We start from the raw sequence: 19,354 nt of genomic DNA on the forward strand, positions 1-19,354 counted from the left end.
CTTTCAGATTTCCTTGCCGTTGCCGGTCGTCTGTTCCATGTCGCCCGGCTTCAGCACCAGCGAATTGACCCCTTCGGTCGTTGCAGGGGCGCTCGGACCCGGGACAACACCCAGCTCCTGCATCTGCATGAATTTGTAGGCGCCGAAGACGTCGCCCTTCTCGGCAGCTTTGCCGTACATTTCGGCAGCCTTCAGAGCATTTGCTTCGATGCCTTCGCCGGCTTCGTACATCAGCCCGAGATTGATCATTGCATCGGCATTGCCGCGCTGGGCCGCAAGGTCGTACCAGGCGATCGCGGTCTGGTCGTCCTGCTCTACGAGGTGGCCTTCGTCATAGATCGCGCCAATGTTGAAGGCAGCGGTATCGTCGCCTTCCGCTGCCGCCTTTTCAAACCAACTGAGCGCCCGCTTGACATCCGGCTGGGTGCCGAGGCCATCGCGATAGGCGACACCGAGATTGTAGGCGGCAAGAACGTTGCCGCTGTTGGCGGCTTCCGTATAGAACTGGAATTCGGATCGCTCGTCGCCGAGCCGGCCCATCAGCATGCCGAAATTGACCTTGGCGGCGGGATACCCCGCCTTGACCGCAATGTCATATGCGCTCATCGCCTGGCCGGCCTGCTGGGTCTTGTTGAGAGCCCGGCCGAGCTGATAGGCGAAGCGCGGGTTGCCGGTCGTGTCATAGGCCATGCGGCAGGCGTCCACCGCGGTGCCGTCTATATCGGAAATGCCGACCGGGGCGAATTCGCCGTTGCGCTGCTGATCGTAGGGGCTGCCGGCGAGCCGATCGCACTCCGTCTGCATGGCAGACGCGAGTTGCAGGTTGGCCCGCTCCTCTGCGCCTAGCGAAACGGTCAGCGCGCAGAGCGCTGCAGCAGTACCTGTGGCAATCGCAAAACCCCTGTTGACTTTGGAGAAGCGGGATTTCATTGTTCGCTCCGATTTACTGATTCTTCAGATTGCTTAACGAACGCTGCTAGCGGGCGCCGGTTCCGTGTGCCTTTCATCTTTCGTGCGCGATGAGCCTTTGGATCCCGCACGTTTGCGTGAGAAGTAATCTGCATCGGGCCTGCTGGATTGTAGGTTCCTCGCATGATCGGATTGTTTTGGCCGAGCCATTGATGTTATGGCGGACAAATCGATCACGTCCGGAAGCTTCCCATGAAAACGCTCACGCTCCGCCGCCCCGATGACTGGCACCTGCACCTGCGCGACGGCGACGTCTTGCAGGCGGTGATCGGCGATACCAGCCGGCATTTCGCGCGTGCCATCGTCATGCCCAACCTGGTGCCGCCGGTGGTGACGACCTCGGATGCCAGGGCCTATCGCGAGCGCATTCTCGCGGCGCTTCCGGCTGGTGACCGCTTCGAACCGCTGATGACGCTCTACCTGACGGAACATACCGATCCGGACGATGTGGAGGAGGGAAGCAAGAGCGGACTGATCTCGGCCGTGAAGCTTTATCCCGCTGGTGCCACCACCAATTCCCATGGCGGCGTGCGCGATTTCAACAAGGCGATGCCGGTTCTGGAACGCATGGCGAAGATCGGCCTGCCGCTCTGCGTGCATGGCGAGGTGACCACCCCGGAAGTGGACATCTTCGACCGCGAAGCCGTCTTCATCGAAACGGTGCTCGATCCGCTGCGCAAACGCCTGCCGGAACTGAAAGTCACCATGGAGCACGTGACGACCGCCGATGGCATCGATTACATCAAGTCGTCGAAGGGAAATCTCGCCGGTTCGATCACCACCCACCACCTGATCATCAATCGCAATGCCATCCTGGTCGGCGGCATTCGCCCACATTATTACTGCCTGCCGGTCGCCAAGCGCGAGAACCATCGCCTCGCACTGCGGGCGGCAGCGACATCCGGTGATGCGCGCTTCTTCCTCGGCACCGATTCCGCCCCTCATGTCGATCCGCTGAAGGAATGCGCCTGCGGCTGCGCCGGCATCTACACGTCGGTCAACACCATGAGCTGCCTCGCGCATGTGTTCGAGGATGACAATGCGCTCGACAAGCTGGAGGCGTTCACCTCGCTCAACGGCCCGGCCTGGTACGGACTGAAGCCGAACGAAGAGACCATCACGCTTGAAAAGCGCGACGAGCCGGTGAAGTTTCCAGACAAGCGCGACAGCGACGCCGGGCCGATCACGGTCTTCGATCCGATGTTCCCGCTGCACTGGGACGTCGCGTGACGTCCCTCCGGAGCCGTCAGATCAACTCCCTATTTCACGGGGCGGCATACACCGACATCGTCCGGGCTTGGCCGACCGGCATTCAGGTCTTCGAGCTGCGGTAGGGGGCCTGCGCTGCCGGCATGGCTTTCGAAGACCTTTCGGTCGATCTTGACCTGGCGTCCCGCTGACGTGAAAGCAACCATGCCGTTTTTTCCGACATAGGCGGACGTCGCTGTCATCAGGCAGAATTCTCGGGTCTTGTCTTTCGATAGGATCCAGCCTTGCGCGCCGCTCGGGCCGCGTGTCAGCTTGCCCGTCTTGTACCCTTGGCTGACCAGTTCCTTATAGGATGCGGCCTGGACTGGAGTGGCAATGGAAACCGCAACCATGGCGACGACGGCAAGAAATGCCCTAAGAAAATTTACGGACATATGGAAACGCTCCCCCTGTGTGCGATGGAGAATGCATAGCGACGCGGGACCTGGATGTACATCCATTCCGTGTAGTTCGCGGCGATCTATAAACGAGATTGCTGATGAAACGGCTTCGGATGGGACAGATAACACGTGATCGATCCGGTAACCTTTTGGATAGAATCCGGGCTTAGCTTGGCGCCCAAGATTTTCGCGCGGGGATGTACCCGAAGAGAAAGCTAGGCATGATGCTCGACTACCATTCTCTTCTGCTCGCGCTGGGCGTCTCGGCGGCGTGCCTGATGGTGACGCTGTTCGGCACATGGTATTCGCGTCGCACCGATTCCTTCCTTCTTACCCTTGTCATCGCGCTCTGCCTCACTGTCTCGGGCATTTTCGCCTATAGTTCCTATACGGTCGAGGCCGACGTCATGGGTGCCTCGATCGCCTACACGTTCCTGATGGCGGGGTTCGGCACGATCTATGCCGCATCGGTGCAGTTCCGCAGCGGGACCCGGCCCTGGGTCATGGCCGGTGCCATTACCGCTGCTTCCGTCACTTTCGGCCTGCCATTGATGATTGCCGGCCTCGATGGCCTCGGGTTCATCGTCATGAATCTTGCCACGGCGGGGCTACTCCTCGAAACCGCCAGGCAATATTGGCGGGCACGCCGGGAGGCGCCGGGACCGCTCATCGGAATGGCGGTGCTCTACGCCGCCACCGCGGTGTCTTTCGCGCTATGTGCCGTCGTCCTGATCGACGGGCAACAATGGGTGCTGGGCCACGCGCCCGACAACTGGGCCGAAAACCTCAATATCGCTGTCTGCATCGCCGGCATGACCGGCATCGGCGCGCTGTCGCTGGCGCTCCACCAGTGGCGCATGGCGGCCCACCATCGCCACGAGGCGATGACCGATGCGCTGACAGGGCTTCTCAACCGCCGCGCTCTCTTCGAGCAGCATGCCCATCGCACGCTCGGTTCGTCGACCGCGGTCATCGTTTTCGATATCGACCGGTTCAAGTCCATCAACGATCAGCATGGCCATGCCGCCGGCGACCAGGTGCTGAGGTTGTTTGCCGAAGACCTCGCGAGCGGCATGAAAACCCGCCATACCGTCGCGCGGCTTGGCGGCGAGGAATTCGTGATGATCCTCGACGGAGTCCTTCCCGGACGGGCTGAGCGGATCGCCAACGACATCTCCCGCCGCTTCGCCGCCCGCGACATCGTCATCGGCGAGGCTATGCTGAAATGCACCGTCAGCGCCGGTGTGGCGGTCGGTGCCCCGAAAGGCCAGCCTTTCGAAACAGTGCTGAGCCTTGCCGACACCGCGCTCTACGAAGCAAAACGGGCCGGCCGCGACCGCGTGCATGTCGCGGGCTATCTGCGGCCGGTGGACCTGACCGAAACCCGCACCACCGCCTGATCCCCTCCTTATTTTCCACATCGTCTGGCATACTCTGCCGCATGCTGCTATTGCGGCGCGTGGTTTTGACAAAAGGAGCGGGCGCATGATTCAAACCACATTTCCAGACCGCGGCGTGATGGCCGAACTGATGGCAAAGATGCTCTGGGAGATCGGAGCGGTTCATTTCAGCGCCGACAAGCCCTACAAGTTCGCCTCCGGCCTGATGAGCCCGGTCTATATCGACTGCCGAAAGCTGATTTCCTATCCGCGCATCCGCTCGGCGATCATGGATTTTGCGGCCGCGACGGTCATGCGCGACGCCGGTTTCGAGAAGTTCGACTGCGTTGCCGGCGGTGAGACGGCGGGCATCCCCTTCGCGGCTTTCCTTGCCGAACGCTTGGGCTTGCCGATGATCTATGTCCGCAAGGCGCCGAAGGGTCACGGCCGTAATGCGCAGATCGAGGGCCATCTGCCGGAAGGCGCGCGCGTGCTGGTCATCGAGGACCTGACGACCGCCGGCGGCAGCATGTTTCAGTTCATCGACGCGATCCGCGCAGCCGGCGCCACTGTCGATCACGGCATCGCGCTGTTCTTCTATGATATTTTCCCAGAAGCCTACGAGCGTTTCTCGAACGGCCAGGTGAAGCTTCACCACATCGCCACCTGGCGCAACGTGCTCGCGGCAGCCCGCGAAGGCAAGCTTTTCGACGACAACACGCTGTCGGAGGTCGAGGCCTTTCTCGATGCGCCGCTGGCCTGGTCGGGACGCAATGGCGGCGTGAGCGAGATAGCGCTCTGATTTTTTGCTCTAGCCTTTTGGCAAAAGCTCGCTTAATCGATTGAAAAACTGCTGAGAAAGCGCGCGGGAGGATTTTTATGATTTTGTGCTGCGGCGAAGCCCTGATCGATATGCTTCCGCGTGACACCACGCTCGGTGAAAAAGGCTTTGCGCCTTACGCCGGCGGCGCGATCTTCAACACCGCGATCGCGCTTGGGCGGCTCGGGCAGCCGACCGCGTTTTTCACCGGCATTTCCGATGACTTGATGGGCGATGTCCTGCGGGACACGTTGGCAAAGAGCGGCGTGGACTACAGCCTTGCGGCTGTCTCTTCTCGCCCGACCACGATTGCCTTCGTGAAACTCGTCAACGGCCAGGCGACCTATGCATTCTACGACGAAGGCACTGCCGGCCGGATGATCACCGAGGCCGACCTGCCGGTGCTCGGCGATGACTGCGAGGCCATGCATTTCGGCGCGATCAGCCTGATCCCCGAACCCTGTGGCGCGACCTACGAGGCGCTGATGGCGCGCGAATACCGCAAGCGGGTGATCTCCTTCGATCCGAACATCCGCCCAGGCTTCATCAAGGACAAGCCGAAGCACATGGACCGCGTCCGCCGGATGGCCGCCATGTCCGACATCATCAAGTTTTCCGATGAGGATCTGGACTGGTTCGGCATGCAGGGCGACCATGACGCGCTAGCTGCGCATTGGCTGGAACAGGGCGCCAAGCTGGTGGTCCTCACTCGTGGCGCGGATGGGGCGACCGGCTATACCAAGAGCTTCAAGGTCTCGGTCCCGAGCGAGCGCGTCACGGTGGTCGATACGGTCGGTGCCGGCGATACGTTCGACGCCGGCATTCTGGCCTCGCTGAAGATGCAGGACCTGCTGACCAAGGAAAAGGTCGCGGGCTTAACCGAGGATGCCGTGAGCAAAGCTCTCGCACTCGGCGCAAAGGCCGCCGCCGTCACGGTATCGCGGGCGGGCGCCAACCCGCCCTTCGCCCGCGAGATAGGTCTCTGAGATTCTATCTTCGGTCTGCAAAGGGAAATAGTTCGGCCCCCTGATGAGGGCCGAAACTTCATTTCCGGGCCGCTAGCAGCGCCTTCACCAGCCCTTGCGTCGAGGCGTCGTGGCTGCTGGCGCTTTCCTTGCCTTCCACGACGGGCAGCAGGCCGGTCGCCAGTTCCTTGCCGAGCTCGACGCCCCACTGGTCGAACGAGTTGATGCGGAAGAGCACGCCTTCGACGAACACCCGATGTTCGTAGAGCGCGATCAGCCGGCCGAGCGCAAACGGTGTCAGCTTGTCGTGGACGAAGGTGATCGAAGGGCGGTTGCCGGTGAAGACGCGATGTGGCGCGATGAAATCGGCCTGCTTGTCATCCATGCCCTTGTCGGTCAGCTGCTTCTTGGCCTCCTCGAAGGTGCGGCCCTTCATCAGCGCTTCCGACTGCGCCAGGACGTTGGCGATCAGCAGCTCGTGCTGGTGGCGCAGGTGCGGTTCGAAACTGTTGGCGGCGATCATGAACTCGGCCGGGATAACGGTCGTGCCCTGGTGGATGAGCTGATAGAAGGCGTGCTGGCCGTTGGTGCCGGGTTCGCCCCAGACGACAGGACCGGAATTGCCCTCGACCGGCGTGCCGTCGATCGTCACGCCCTTGCCGTTCGATTCCATGTCGAGCTGCTGCAGATAGGCCGGGAAGCGCAGCAGCCGCTGGTCATAGGGCAGGATAGCGCGCGACGGATATCCGAGAACGTTGCGGTGGTAGAAGCCGATCAGGCCAAGCAACATCGGCAGGTTCTGGCGCACCGGCGCGGTGCGGAAATGGGTGTCCATCGCATGCGCGCCATCCAGGAACTTACCGAAGTTCTCTGGGCCGACGGCGATCATCAAAGGTAGGCCGATTGCCGACCAGATCGAATACCGTCCGCCGACCCAATCCCAGAACCCGAAGATGCGATCGCTCTCGATGCCGAAGGCGGCGACCTTGTCGAGCGCGGTGGAGACGGCGCAGAAGTGATGACGGACGGCTGCTTCCCCGAGCTTGTCGGCGATAAAGGCACGCGCCGAGGCTGCATTGGTCATGGTCTCGATGGTGGTGAAGGTCTTCGAGGCGACGATGAACAGCGTCGTTTCAGCGTCGAGCAGCTTCAGCGTGTCGGCGATATGAGCGCCATCGACGTTGGAGACGAAATGCGCCCGTGGGCCGTCATGGAAAGGCGCCAGCGCCAGCGTGACCATGACCGGGCCGAGGTCCGAGCCGCCGATGCCGATATTGACGACATCGGTGATCTTCTTGCCGGTCGCGCCCGTGAGCGCGCCCGAGCGGATGCCGTCGGCAAACTTGCCCATGGCGGCGAGCACGCCGTTGACGTCCGGCATCACGTCCTTGCCGTCGACCAGAACGGGCGTATTGGAGCGATTGCGCAGTGCCGTGTGCAGCACGGCGCGGCCTTCGGTGAAGTTGATCGCGACGCCCGAAAACATTTCTTCGCGCTTGGCGGCAACGCCGCCGGCATCTGCCAGCTTGTCGAGCAGCGCCATGATCTCGTCGTTCACGCCCGTCTTGGAATAGTCCATCAGGAGGTCGTCGAAAACGGCGCTGAACTTTGCGAAACGGCCGGAATCGGCTGCGAAGGCGGCACGGATATCCGTGGCATTGGTTTTCGCGACGGTGGACTTCAGGTCTTGGACGATGGCCTGCATGGGTGATTCCTCGGCACTCGAAATGGGATGATCGGGAACCTATTCCGTTTTGATGTCAAATCAAGCACGGCCGTGGCAGCGATGCGTTTATTGTCCAACCGCCGTTTCGACGGCATTGCCGACCGAATTGCCGAAGCGGTCGACCTGGTCCTTGTAGTTCCGGCGGGTGGTCGGATCGAAGATGGCGATCGGCGTGCTGACGGCTACGCTGGCGGCGCTACCCACGGTCTGAGCCGTGCCGAGGGCCACGGCGCCGAGCGTCTCGCCGAGCCCGACGTCCGAGTCGGTCACCGTCTGCCCGGCGATCAGCCGGTTGCCGATCAGCTTCACCACCTCCGGGCTTTCGGCAAATTTTCCGTGGTTCAGCCGGTCGCCGGTCTTCAGCGCGGTGAGGTCGAGCACGACAATGCCGGCTTTCTCGAATTCGCTGCGATAGGGTTCGACGGTCGGATCCACCTGGCCGAGCCGGTCGATATTGCCGGAAATCCGTCGCGACAGGCTGAGCGCCCGATCGTCGCGGGAAACGAACAGCGTGAAATGCGGCCGCTTCTCGCCGATCTCGGCAAGCTGCTGGCCGAACACGTCGACATCGAGGTCGGGGGAGGCAAGGATGACGTTCTGGATCTTCGGCGCCACCCGGCCGTCGCGGATCGCCATCTGCCGGAGTGCCTCGACGGTCAGCCACGATCCCATCGAATGGGCCATGACGGTGATCTCGTCGACATTCGGTTCTTTCGCCAGCCGTCGCAGCATCTCCTCCAGCGCATCGCGGGAATAGTTGGTGCTTTCCTTGTCGTAGTTATAGGCAAAGATGCTGCCGCGCGACGGCCAGGTGAACAGGACCGGAGCCACATCCGCATTGGAGTCGTGGACGATCTGGGCGAAACGATAAACTGCGTCCTCGTAGCGGTTGTTGAACCCGTGCACGAAGACGAACACCCGCCTGCTCTTGCCCAGGTGGCCCTTGAGCCAGGATTGAGCCGCCGAGGTGGCAAGCGGCGTCACGGAAACCGTCGCGAACTCCTTGGCCGGATTGGCGGGCAGCTTTGATGGCCACTGCACCTGCCCGACTTCGCGAGCCTTGTCGGGCGGGATGGAAACGGCAATCTCGGTGACGACAGGTTCCTTGCCGCGCTCGCCGGAAAACAGCACGCCGGGCGTCTCTGTCGGGCGTCGCGTAGTTGCCACCAGCACGTCAACCTTCGAGGTCCCGGCTGCTTGCGTCTGGGTCGGAATGAGCACGCCTTCGGGGCGCCCCGCACAACCTGCAAGAACGCTCAGCACCGTGAGAACGGCAATCACATGAAACGAAAATCCGGCGCGGCTTTCCAAGCGAACTCCAACATGCTTTGCCCAGCCCCCGCGGAAAGGGCTAATCAAGGACTGCCGCATCGTCCACCGCTAACGGAAGGATTCCGGCTTTACGGCACACGCTTGGTCGTCATCTGTCGCAGCGTTGCAACGGTAGGTTAGCCGCGCAGCTCCCGCCGCAGGATTTTGCCGACATTGGATTTCGGCAGCTCGGTGCGGAATTCGATGAAACGCGGGCGCTTGTAGCCGGTCAGGTTGGTCACGCAATGGGCCTTGACGTCCGCCTCCGTCAGGTTCGGGTCCTTCTTGACCACGAAGAGCTTCACCGCCTCGCCGGAATGTTCGTCCGGCACGCCGATCGCTGCACATTCCAGCACGCCGGGATGGGTCGCCACGACTTCCTCGACCTCGTTCGGATAGACGTTGAAGCCGGAGACGAGGATCATGTCCTTCTTGCGGTCGACGATTTTGGTATAGCCCTGGCGGTCCATGTAGCCCATGTCGCCGGTCCGGAAATAACCGTCCGCCGTCATGACCTTGGCGGTTTCGTCCGGGCGGTTCCAGTAACCGGCCATCACCTGCGGGCCGCGGATGCAGATCTCGCCGACATCGCCGAGTTCCACCTCAGAATCGTCGTCGTTACGAATCGAGATTTCCGTGGACGATATGGGAAGCCCGATCATGCCGCTGAATTCGGTGGCGTCGAGCCGGTTTGCGGTGGCGACCGGCGAGGTTTCCGACAGGCCGTAACCTTCGGTGATCTGGCTATGGGTCATCTTCAGCCAACGTTCGGCGACCGGTCGCTGCACCGACATGCCGCCGCCAAAAACAAGGATCATCGAGGAGAAATCCAGCTTCTGGAAGTCCGGATTGTTCATCAACGCATTGAACAGCGTGTTGAGCCCGGGGAAGACGTGGATCTTGTACTTCTGCAGTTCCTTGACGAAGGCCGGAATGTCACGCGGGTTGGCGATCAGGATATTATGGCTGCCGGTGGCAACCCCCATCAGCGAATTCACCGTCAGCGCAAAGATGTGATAGAGCGGCAGTGCGCAGAGGAACTGGATCTGCTCCGGGCGCGGCTTGTTGAGGAAGGCGGTTTCCAGCCACAGGGCCATCTGTTCCTTGTTGGCAAGCAGGTTGGCATGGGTGAGGATCGCGCCCTTGGAGATGCCGGTCGTGCCGCCCGTATACTGCAGGAAGGCGATATCGCGAGGCGAGACCTCGACCGCATTCATCGTTTGCCGGGCGCCTTCGGCAATCACCTGCTTGAAGCTTCGGGCCGATGGCAGCGACCATTCCGGCACCAGTTTCTTCACCTTGCGCACGACCAGATTGACGATATGGCCCTTCAAGCCGAGCATGTCGCCCATCGTGGCGACGACGACGTGCTTGATCTCCGTCTGCGGCAAGGCCTGCTGTACGGTGTGGGCAAAGTTTTCAAGTACGAAGATCGCCTTGGCACCGGCATCCTTGAGCTGGTAGGCCAGTTCGCGCGGCGTATAGAGCGGGTTGATGTTGACGACGACCATGCCGACGCGAAGGATGCCGTAGACGATCACCGGGTTCTGGAGAATGTTCGGCAGCATCACCGCCACGCGGTCGCCCTTGACCAGGCCCTGGGCCTGCAGCCAGGCGCCGACCTTGCGGCTTTCCGCTTCGAGCGCTCGGTAGGTGAGCGCCTTGCCCATGCTCGAAAAGGCGGGGCGGTCGGCATAGCGCGCGCAGCTTTCCTCGAACAGTGCTCCGAGGGATTGATGCTGCAGCGGCGGGATTTCGGCCGGCACGGTCGGCGGGTAGGAGGCAAGCCAGATCTTGGGCGGATTGGCACCGGTACGTGCGGTGACTTCGTTCATGCTGGACCTCCTCTATCGTTTTTCTTGTTATCCCGCGCTTTCCCGGCGCGTGCGGGCCAGGTCCTCCACCTCCCCGCGAACAACAGCTTATGCCATGCCACGATAGCATCAAGCCATAGGCGCAGATTTAAACAGCTATCTAACCTTGACGTAAACGTCAAAGAGGGCGTGGGCGAGCGTATTTGGACGAACAGCGGAACATCCGAAAGGCTATGGCGTTTTCCCAACCTAACAAAATGCATGAGGAATCACAAAGGAGGCGCGCAAATGTTGCATCAAGAACCACGAGCCGGACAGGACCCCTATGTCAAGGACAGCCCATCGCTGATCGCCAGCGACAAGGTCGAAGGGACAAAGGTTTATGGCGCCGACGGCGAGCATATCGGCTCCATCGTTCGCGTGCTTCTCGAAAAGCGCGGCGGCCGCGTCGGATATGCGGTCTTGAGCTTCGGCGGCTTTCTCGGCATCGGTGACGACTATTACCCGCTGCCTTGGGAAAAGCTTCGTTATGACGAGCAGCTCGACGGCTACCGCATCGACTTGACCAAGGACCAGATCACCGGTGCCCCGCGCTACCGTGATCTGGACGACGATACCTGGTTCAACGACAAGGGTCGGACCATCTACGACTATTATGGGGTTCCGCCCTACTGGATGTAAGCGTCCAGCCAATAGAAATCCGGAGGCTCCGCGTTGCGAGGCCTCTTTTCGTTTATTTAATTCTCCTGATGCAAGGTCCTCGTGACAAGGGGACGGCGATGACGGGAAAGACGGAGGCGGGCACGGTCCGCGATTTCGAGCGCGGTGATATCGAAGCGGTAGCGCAGCTTTTCCAGGAGACGTTTCGCAAGTCGAAAGCGCCGTCGCCCTCATTGATCGCCTATCTGGAAGAAGCCTTTTTCGATCATCCCTGGGCTGAGCCCGACATCCGGTCCAAGGTGTTTGCGGAGGCTGATGGAAGGGTCTCCGGTTTCATCGGCGTCTTTCCGTCGCGGCTGGAGCTCGATGGCCGGCCGCTTCGCGCAGCCTTTGCCGGCTCGATGATGGTTCGGAACCCGAAGGAAAATCCACTCGCCGGTGCGCGGCTGCTGCGCTCCTTCCTCACCGGCCCGCAGGATATCTCGCTGACAGAGACCGCCAATGCCACGGCGCTCGGCATGTGGCAGAAGGCCGGCCATCCGCTCGATCCCGGCTATAGCATGAACTGGCTGCGCATCCTCCGTCCGGCTTCCGCAGCGGTCGAGATCCTCGCCAGGCGGTTGCGGCCCGCAACCCTTTTACGTCCCCTCGGTCGGATTGCCGATCGCGGCGCAGCTTTGACCCGCATGACACCTCTTCGTCCGGCCGATCGCAGCGCCTCCAGGATCACCTTCCGGGATGTCACCCGCGAAGAATTCGGTACGTCACTTCTGACGCTTGCCCTGAATTATCCCCTTCGCCCGCGCTGGGATGGTCATTCTTTGGGATGGTTTCTGAGGCAGGCTGAGGACAAGCGGAGTTTCGGTTACCCCGAGTGGCGCGTCGGCTTTGCTCCCGACGGGCGACCGGTCGCAGCTTACGTCTATTTTGCTGGTCCTGGCGAAATCGGCTGGCTGTTGCAGGCGCTGTCAGCCCCGAATGCGACCCCGGACCTCCTGGACGACCTGTTCGCGCACGCCTACGAGATAGGATGCTCCGGCATACGCGGCAGCGGACATCCGTGGCTGACCCCGGCGCTGATGAGCCGCAAGACGATATTTTACGGCCGCTCGTTCTATGTCGCGCAGGCGCGCGACAAGAGCCTACTGGAACCGATCAGGTCCGGGCAGGCGCTGATCAGCGGGCTTGCCGGCGAAAGCTGGACGCGGCTGATCGGTGACCGGTTCGACTGAGACGTCTCAGTCGAACCCACTAACCGAGCATGGTCACCGGCTCGGCATGCAGATATTCCGCCACCTTGCGCTTCGAGGCGATATTACGCCAGACGGCATCGACCTCGTCCGGCGTCAGGCCGGCGGCGTCGCCGACCTCTTCCCGCGCTATGCCATTGTCGAGCCCGTAGAGGCAAAGATCCATGCGATCATAGGGAAGCGAGAAATAATATTCGTCCTGGCCCTGCGGCAGCGACCATGTGTCCGTCGTCGGCGGGCGCCGGCGAATATCGGCGGGTACGCCGAGGGCTTCGGCAAGCTGATAGACCTGGCTCTTGTAGAGATGCGCGATCGGCTTGAAGTCTGCCGCGCCATCGCCGTTCTTCACGAAGAAGCCCTGGTCGTATTCGAGGCGGTTCGGCGTGCCGGCGACGGCAAAGTTCAGCCGGTCGGCATGGTAATATTCGATCTGCTTGCGGGTGCGCTGTTTCATGTTGGCGGCCGCGATCATGCCGAGATAGACCTCGAGCGGCATGCGATGGCGGCTCTGCTCACCGGCCGGATTGGCGACTACCAGCCAGGAAATGTTGTAACCGCGGCCGGTCAGCGCATTTTCGAGCACCACCTTGCAGCCCCAGCCTTCGGAAAATTCCGGAACGATCTGGCGGATGAAGCCATCGCGGCGGGTATAACAGCCGGCCGCGGCAAGCGCCGGACCGATATCTTCGAGCACGGTCTCGACGCCGACCGCTTCTGCAAGCGCTTTGCCGAGTTTCAGGCTGTCCGGATCGGAATCGTGTTCCGGCATGAAGATGCCCGTCACCTTGCCCGGACCGAGCGCGCGGGCGCAAAGAGCCGCGGTGACGCTGGAATCGATGCCACCCGAAAGTCCGAGCACTGCGCCGCGTTTACGCAAATCCTTCAGCACTGTCTCGCGCAGCCAGCCGCAGATGCGCTCGATCTCGGCCTCCTCGTCGAGCTTCAGCGTCTCGGCTGAGAATTTCCCCGCCTTCTGGGCCTGCTTCAGGCTCTGGATCATGCGACATTCCCCCGTGTGACTGTGTCTGTTTCATCGGCGCCGAGCCGGATCTTGCCGGTCGTCGTGCGCGGCAGCGCGTCGCGGAACTCGACGCTTTTCGGCACCATGTAATCTTCGAGCAACTGGGCGCAGTGGCGGATGATTTCCCGCTCGGTCAGCGTCACGCCGTCCTCCACCACCACATAGGCGCGGACGACCTGGCCGAAGATCGGGTCGTCGATGCCGCCAACTGCCGCTTCCTTGATGCCGGGCAGCGCATAGAGCGCGCGCTCGACTTCCTGCGGGCTGACCTTTTCTCCGCGTGTCTTGATAATGTCGTCGCGCCGGCTGATGAAATAGAGAAAACCGTCCGCATCGGCGCGAAAGAGGTCGCCCGTATGCAGCCGTCTGCCATCCGCAACCGGCGAAAGCGCACGCAAGGAGGTCAGGCCGTTGCCCCAGTAACCGGACATCACATGCGGCCCCTCGACGACAAGTTCACCGATCGTACCCGAAGGGGCGGGACGTCCGTCCTCGTCGATCACGAAAGCGCTGGTGCCGGGAATGGCGCGGCCGACCGAAAGCGGCCTGCGGGAAACCTCTTCAGGCGGCAGGTAGGTGGCACGCAGACATTCCGTCTGGCCGTACATCAGGAAAAGCCGGGTGTCGGGAAAAAGCTGATGCAGCCGTTCGGCAATGGCCGGCGGCATGGCCGCGGCGGCGCTGGTGATGGTGCGCAGATGCGGCAGAAAGCCGGGCTCCAGATCCTTCATGCCGGTAATCAGAGCGGCCATCGGCGGCACGAGCGGGAAACCCGTCGCCTTCACCTCTGCCAGCCGTTCCAGGATCTTCCGCGGAAAGGCGAAGCTCTTTTCGAGAACCAGCGTACCCCCGGCCATCACCATCGTTACCACCTGGGTGATGCCGTAGCCGAAGGACAGCGGCAGGACGCTAAGCACGACGTCGTCAGGCGTGTTGCCGAGATAGGCGACAATCGCCTCGCAGGCCGCCTCGACATTGGCGTGGGTCAGCATCACGCCCTTCGGCTGGCCGGTGGAGCCCGAGGTGTGGAGCAACAGCGCCAGCGCTTCGGTGTTTTCGAGCTCCCCGAGCGGAACAGACACCTCACTGCTGAGCAGATCTTCGAACCGCAATCCATAACCGAGATCGTCGCCGGCATCCGCCTGCGCGACGATCGTCAGCGGCTGCATCTTCGCCATGGCAATGGCCGCATCCACGGTTGCCCGCTGACGGCCCTGGGTAATGATCGCGTAAGCCTCGGTGCTGTTCAGGATGACCGAAAGCTTTTCGGCCTTGATGGAGGAATAAAGCGGGCAGGGCACGGCGCCCGCCTTCCAGAGGCCAAAGAAACTGATGACTGCTTCATGGCCGTTGTCCAGCACCATCAGCACCCGGTCGCCGGGCTTGACGCCGCTGCGGGCAAGGCTGGCGGCGAGCCGGTCGGATGAGGCATCGAGTTCCGCATAGGTCAGCCGGGTGTCGCCCGCAACGAGCGCGCATTTGTCGCCGAAACGTCTGGCGCTGTCGCGGAGCCGGGCCTCTATGCGCATCGGCGCAGCCTCAGGCCGCTGCCAGCTTGGTCGTGAGGTAGCTGGTCATGTTGTCGATGCTGTCGAGGTTTTCCGGAACGATTTCCTCGTCGGCGACGGTGATGCCGTAGGTCTGCTCCAGAAAGGCGATCAGTTCGAGCACGCCGGTGGAATCGATCACGCCACTTTCGAGCAGCGACTGGTTGTTCGAAACCTCTGCGTCGGCGCGGAACAGAAAATTCTCCGCGATGAACTCGCGCACGCTATTTTCGATTGCTTCCGCCATCGACGGCCCTCTCCACAAATAGTTTTTGCCGCGCGGATGCGGCGCGGTCGATTGAAAAGGCATCTTCCAGACTATCCCTGAACGTTTTGCTAATTTGTAAAACGCTTTTGTTCACAAGCTTAACCGCATCCAAATGCCGGCCTCGACGTTGATGCATCCATGAAGATCGCGACCTTCAATGTGAACGGCGTCAACGGTCGCCTCGGCTTGCTCCTCGAATGGCTCGAGGAGGCGGCGCCGGACGTGGTCTGTCTGCAGGAGCTGAAGGCGCCGCAGGAGAAGTTTCCGGCAAAGGCGATCGAGAAGGCGGGTTACGGCGCCGCCTGGCACGGCCAGAAAAGCTGGAACGGCGTTGCAATCCTTGCCCGCGGTGCGGATCCGATCGAGACCCGCCGCGGCCTGCCGGGCGATCCGGAGGACCTTCACAGCCGCTATATCGAAGCCGCCGTGCAGGGCGTGCTGATCGCCTGCCTCTATGCTCCGAACGGCAATCCCGCCCCGGGGCCGAAGTTCGCCTACAAGCTTGCCTGGTACGAGCGGTTTCTGGCGCATGCTCAGGCGCTGCTGGAGACGGGTGCACCCATCGTCCTTGCCGGCGACTATAACGTCATGCCGACCGATCTCGATGTCTACAAACCGGAACGCTGGCGGGATGACGCGCTGTTCCGGCCGGAGGTACGAGAGGCTTTTTCCCGGCTGCAGGAACAAGGCTGGACCGACGCGATCCGCAAGCTGCACCCGGGCGAGCGCATCTATACGTTCTGGGATTATTTCAGGAACGCCTGGGGCCGAGACGCCGGCCTGCGGCTCGACCACCTGTTGCTCAGCCCCTCGATCGCGGACCGGTTGCAGGCAGCCGGCGTCGACCGCCACATTCGCGGCCGCGAACATGCGAGCGACCACGCGCCGGCCTGGATCGAACTCGGCGACTAGATGAGATCGATCGCCATCTCGGACTGGGTGAGGCTACTTTTCCGCCAGCCGATCCGCCGCATGAAGCGGTCGAGCAGGCCTTCCGGCACGTTTTCGATGATGAAGAGCCGGCGGCCCGGATAACGGGCGGCGAGAGCATCGGTCAGCGACCGGCCAAACCCCTCCCCGCGATGGGCGGGATCGACCGCGAGGCCGAGGAGCCGGATATCCTTGCCCGAGTCATCCAGGAGCACGGCCGCCTTGTCATCGAGCGCGAACCCTTTCAGCGGCGCGCCGGCTCTCTCGAAACTCCGGGGATCCGTCTGCCAGGAGAGACCAGCATCGGCGAACTTTGCGAGCATCGCTGCGACCGTCTTCAGATCGCATTCCTTGGCCGGCGCCACATCCGGAGCGGCAAGCTTGCGGCTGCGGCCGAAGCCCACAAGTTTGCGGGTAATCACGAAGCCGAGCGACAGATAGAGATCGCGCGCCCGCTCATTGGTGTTGATCACCTCGAGGATGAGTTTGCGGTCGCCGCGCGCCTTCGCCGCCTCGATGGCATCGAGCATCACGCTGCGTCCGAAACCGCGGCCGCGGATCGTCGGCCCCATGCCGACCGCGCCGACCCGCGAAAGATCACCCCGCCGGCCGATCAGCAGAATGCCAGCCGGCTTTTCGCCGTCGAAATAGACGAAGCTCTCATCGAGATCGACATGATCGCGTTCGATGCGCAACCGCAGCGACGGGACCGTCGCATTCATCGGCACCACATAGCCCGAAAAGCCGGCGGCAAAACCTTCAGCCGCCTCTTCCAGGCTGCAATCCGACAAGCGGCGATGGGAAATGGCGGATGTCATGACCTCTCTCCCGAATGTCTCACCTCAGAGCACGTTGGACGGCGAGCCCTTTTCGAAGTTCTCGACATGGGTGATGACCTGCGCCCAGAGTGTCTGCATCGCCTCGTCGCTCGCCCAGGCCACATGCGGAGTGAGGATGAAGTTCGGTCGTTCCAGGATCGTCAGCAGCGGATTGTCCGGTGCCGGCGGTTCCTTGGTCAGCACGTCGAAACCGGCGCCACCGATCAGGCCCTCGTCGAGCGCGGTCACCAGATCGGCCTCGTTCACCAGCCCGCCGCGGGCGGTATTGATGATCAGCGGGTGCCGCTTCATCTTTCGGAACTCGGGCAGGCCGATGAGGTTTCGGGTCGTCGGCGTCAGCGGCATGTGGAAGGTGATGATGTCCGACGTTTCCAGCACCTCGTCGAAGGCGGTGTAGCCGGGCTCGACCTTTTCGGCGTTTTTCCGGGCCGCGAAGATGACCTTCATGCCGAACGCCTCGGCGATCTTCGCCACCGACTTGCCGAGCGTGCCTCGGCCAAAAATGCCGAGCGTCGAACCGGCCAGATCCTTGATCGGGTGGTTGAAAAAGCAGAACTGGTTGGCGCGCTGCCATTCGCCGGCGATCACGTCCTGGCGGAAACCGACGATCGAGCGGCGGAGTGCGAAGATCAGGCCGAACGTATGCTCCGGCACGGTGTTGACCGCATAACCGCGCACGTTGGAGACGGTGATCCCGCGCTCCTTGGCGAAGGCCAGATCGATCACGTCATAACCCGTGGCAGCGACCGCGATCATCTTCAGCCTCGGGGCATTGGCGATCGATTGTTCGCGCACCGGCGCCTTGTTGGTGATGACGATATCGGCATCCGCGATACGGGAAGCCACGTCCTCCAGCGCCGTCTTGCCGTACTCCACCCATTCATGCGCAAAGGCCGGCCGGGTGATCGTCACCGAAGGGCCGATCGTGTCGCGGTCCAGAAACACGACCTTCATCGCGAAAATTCCTGCATGATTTGAAACTCCTCCCAATCGAACTTACGGCGGCCGAAGCGCTGGCCGCAATGGATTTCTCGTATATCATCCCGCCCGCCGACCGGAAGGCAAAAGTGCGGAGAATGGCATGGGTGAAGTGTTGACGCTCGATTGCGTCGTCATTGGCGGCGGCGTGGTGGGGCTGGCGGTCGCCCGCGAACTGGCAATCGCCGGCCGCGAGGTCGTGCTCCTGGAAGCCGAGCCGATGACCGGCAGCATCACCTCTTCCCGCAACAGCGAGGTCATCCACGCCGGGCTATATTACCCGACCGGTAGCCTCAAGGCTGAACTCTGCGTCGTCGGCAAACAGAAGCTCTACGAATACTGCCGCGACCGGCACATTCCTCACAAAAGATGCGGCAAGCTGGTCGTCGCCTCGAACGAGGCCGAAGTCGCCTATCTCGAAAAATTGCTGAAACAGGCGGAAGCCAACGGTGTCGACGATTGCCGGCTGATCGACAGCGCCGAACTTGCCCGCCTCGAACCACGGATCGTAGGCTTTGCCGCGCTCGTCTCCCCTTCGACTGGCATCATCGACAGCCACCGACTCATGGAAGCCTATATTGCCGACATCGAAGCCCATGGTGGCAGCGTCGTGCTGAATTCGCCGGTCCTCGGCGGCGAGCTTCTCGCCGATGCCGTGCGGCTTTCGATCGGCGGCCGCGATCCCGTGGAGATCGAAGCGAAACTGGTGGTGAATTCCGCCGGCTTAAGTGCCTGGGCGATCTCTGAAGGTATGAACGGCCTCGACAGGAGAACTATCCCCGAGCGCCATTATGCAAAAGGCTGCTACTTCTCATTGGCCGCCCGAGCGCCAGCGGAACGGCTGATCTACCCGGTGCCGGAGCCTGGCGGGCTCGGCGTCCACCTGACACTCGATCTCGCCGGCCAGGCGCGGTTCGGCCCCGATGTCGAATGGGTCGAGACGATCGATTACGACGTTGATCCCCGCCGCGCCGACAAGTTCCATGGAGCGATCCGCCGCTACTGGCCAAATCTACCGGACGGGGCCCTGCAGCCGGCCTATGCGGGCATGCGGCCGAAAGTGGTCGGTCCGAACGGGGGAGGGGCCGGCGACTTTATCATTCAGGGGCCTGAAACCACCGGCCACCCGGCCTATGCCGCGCTTTACGGCATTGAATCTCCCGGCCTCACCGCCTCCTTGGTGGTCGCCGAAAGGGTGGCGCGCCTGACCTCGCGATGAAGGCAGGCG

At 62.1% G+C, this 19,354-nt stretch carries 18 protein-coding genes; 8 read left to right on the forward strand and 10 right to left on the reverse strand.

Going from position 1 to position 19,354, the window contains the following annotated elements; translation table 11 throughout:
* Positions 1–3: 3 nt before the first annotated feature.
* Positions 4–930, reverse strand: a complete 927-nt coding sequence (locus tag ACZ9IU_RS02820) for a tetratricopeptide repeat protein (protein ID WP_051899627.1) — start codon at positions 928–930, stop codon at positions 4–6.
* 231 nt (positions 931–1,161) lie between these two features.
* Here ACZ9IU_RS02820 and pyrC point away from each other — a divergent pair, with 231 nt between their 5' ends.
* Complete coding sequence (gene pyrC / locus ACZ9IU_RS02825) at positions 1,162–2,199, forward strand: dihydroorotase (protein WP_038539321.1); 1,038 nt, start codon at positions 1,162–1,164, stop codon at positions 2,197–2,199.
* A 29-nt stretch (positions 2,200–2,228) separates the two neighbouring features.
* Here pyrC and ACZ9IU_RS02830 read toward each other — a convergent pair whose 3' ends face one another.
* The gene (locus ACZ9IU_RS02830) at positions 2,229–2,612 is read right to left on the reverse strand and encodes a hypothetical protein (protein WP_038539326.1); all 384 of its coding nucleotides are present in this window, start codon (positions 2,610–2,612) and stop codon (positions 2,229–2,231) included.
* A 227-nt stretch (positions 2,613–2,839) separates the two neighbouring features.
* On the opposite strand from ACZ9IU_RS02830, the gene ACZ9IU_RS02835 reads away from it, so the two are divergent.
* The 3 genes from ACZ9IU_RS02835 to ACZ9IU_RS02845 all read left to right on the forward strand — a co-directional run bounded on the left by ACZ9IU_RS02835 (position 2,840) and on the right by ACZ9IU_RS02845 (position 5,803).
* Complete coding sequence (locus ACZ9IU_RS02835) at positions 2,840–4,018, forward strand: GGDEF domain-containing protein (protein ID WP_038539329.1); 1,179 nt, start codon at positions 2,840–2,842, stop codon at positions 4,016–4,018.
* Between the two features lie 85 nt (positions 4,019–4,103).
* Complete coding sequence (locus ACZ9IU_RS02840) at positions 4,104–4,799, forward strand: orotate phosphoribosyltransferase (protein WP_038539333.1); 696 nt, start codon at positions 4,104–4,106, stop codon at positions 4,797–4,799.
* Positions 4,800–4,876: 77 nt separating this feature from the next.
* Positions 4,877–5,803, forward strand: coding sequence for a carbohydrate kinase family protein (locus tag ACZ9IU_RS02845; protein ID WP_038539337.1), 927 nt, complete (start codon positions 4,877–4,879; stop codon positions 5,801–5,803).
* Between the two features lie 58 nt (positions 5,804–5,861).
* Here ACZ9IU_RS02845 and pgi read toward each other — a convergent pair whose 3' ends face one another.
* The 3 genes from pgi to ACZ9IU_RS02860 all read right to left on the reverse strand — a co-directional run bounded on the left by pgi (position 5,862) and on the right by ACZ9IU_RS02860 (position 10,654).
* The gene (gene pgi, locus ACZ9IU_RS02850) at positions 5,862–7,487 is read right to left on the reverse strand and encodes a glucose-6-phosphate isomerase (protein WP_038539340.1); all 1,626 of its coding nucleotides are present in this window, start codon (positions 7,485–7,487) and stop codon (positions 5,862–5,864) included.
* An 87-nt stretch (positions 7,488–7,574) separates the two neighbouring features.
* The gene (locus ACZ9IU_RS02855; protein ID WP_157885053.1) at positions 7,575–8,819 is read right to left on the reverse strand and encodes an alpha/beta hydrolase; all 1,245 of its coding nucleotides are present in this window, start codon (positions 8,817–8,819) and stop codon (positions 7,575–7,577) included.
* 137 nt (positions 8,820–8,956) lie between these two features.
* Entirely contained in the window at positions 8,957–10,654 is a 1,698-nt protein-coding gene (locus tag ACZ9IU_RS02860) for a long-chain fatty acid--CoA ligase (protein WP_038539343.1), read from the reverse strand.
* 267 nt (positions 10,655–10,921) lie between these two features.
* Between ACZ9IU_RS02860 and ACZ9IU_RS02865 the strand changes: the two genes are divergently transcribed.
* Entirely contained in the window at positions 10,922–11,314 is a 393-nt protein-coding gene (locus ACZ9IU_RS02865; RefSeq protein WP_038539346.1) for a PRC-barrel domain-containing protein, read from the forward strand.
* Between the two features lie 98 nt (positions 11,315–11,412).
* Complete coding sequence (locus ACZ9IU_RS02870; RefSeq protein ID WP_051899629.1) at positions 11,413–12,525, forward strand: hypothetical protein; 1,113 nt, start codon at positions 11,413–11,415, stop codon at positions 12,523–12,525.
* Between the two features lie 19 nt (positions 12,526–12,544).
* Here ACZ9IU_RS02870 and nadE read toward each other — a convergent pair whose 3' ends face one another.
* The 3 genes from nadE to ACZ9IU_RS02885 are packed head-to-tail and all read right to left on the reverse strand — an operon-like array spanning position 12,545 to position 15,358.
* Positions 12,545–13,543: an NAD(+) synthase gene (gene nadE / locus ACZ9IU_RS02875; protein WP_038539350.1), complete on the reverse strand. Its 999-nt coding sequence runs from the start codon at positions 13,541–13,543 to the stop codon at positions 12,545–12,547.
* Positions 13,540–15,093, reverse strand: a complete 1,554-nt coding sequence (locus ACZ9IU_RS02880) for a class I adenylate-forming enzyme family protein (RefSeq protein WP_038539355.1) — start codon at positions 15,091–15,093, stop codon at positions 13,540–13,542. Before ACZ9IU_RS02880 ends, nadE begins: the two co-directional genes overlap by 4 nt.
* Before the next feature lie 10 nt (positions 15,094–15,103).
* A complete protein-coding gene (locus tag ACZ9IU_RS02885; RefSeq protein WP_038539358.1) occupies positions 15,104–15,358 on the reverse strand; it encodes an acyl carrier protein in 255 nt (84 codons plus the stop codon).
* 159 nt (positions 15,359–15,517) lie between these two features.
* On the opposite strand from ACZ9IU_RS02885, the gene xth reads away from it, so the two are divergent.
* The gene (xth, locus tag ACZ9IU_RS02890; protein WP_038539361.1) at positions 15,518–16,291 is read left to right on the forward strand and encodes an exodeoxyribonuclease III; all 774 of its coding nucleotides are present in this window, start codon (positions 15,518–15,520) and stop codon (positions 16,289–16,291) included.
* Here xth and ACZ9IU_RS02895 read toward each other — a convergent pair.
* Together ACZ9IU_RS02895 and ACZ9IU_RS02900 are read right to left on the reverse strand one after the other, a co-directional pair.
* Positions 16,288–17,127, reverse strand: a complete 840-nt coding sequence (locus tag ACZ9IU_RS02895; protein ID WP_038539366.1) for a GNAT family N-acetyltransferase — start codon at positions 17,125–17,127, stop codon at positions 16,288–16,290. The two genes, xth and ACZ9IU_RS02895, sit on opposite strands and share 4 nt — an antisense overlap.
* A gap of 24 nt (positions 17,128–17,151) precedes the next feature.
* Positions 17,152–18,102 (reverse strand): D-2-hydroxyacid dehydrogenase, encoded by a 951-nt coding sequence (locus ACZ9IU_RS02900; RefSeq protein WP_038539369.1) that lies wholly within the window; start codon positions 18,100–18,102, stop codon positions 17,152–17,154.
* Positions 18,103–18,229: 127 nt separating this feature from the next.
* On the opposite strand from ACZ9IU_RS02900, the gene ACZ9IU_RS02905 reads away from it, so the two are divergent.
* On the forward strand, positions 18,230–19,345 hold the full coding sequence (locus ACZ9IU_RS02905) for an NAD(P)/FAD-dependent oxidoreductase (protein WP_038539373.1): 1,116 nt from the start codon (positions 18,230–18,232) through the stop codon (positions 19,343–19,345).
* Positions 19,346–19,354: the final 9 nt, after the last annotated feature.

The sequence above is a fragment of the Mesorhizobium sp. USDA 4132 genome (assembly GCF_056279545.1).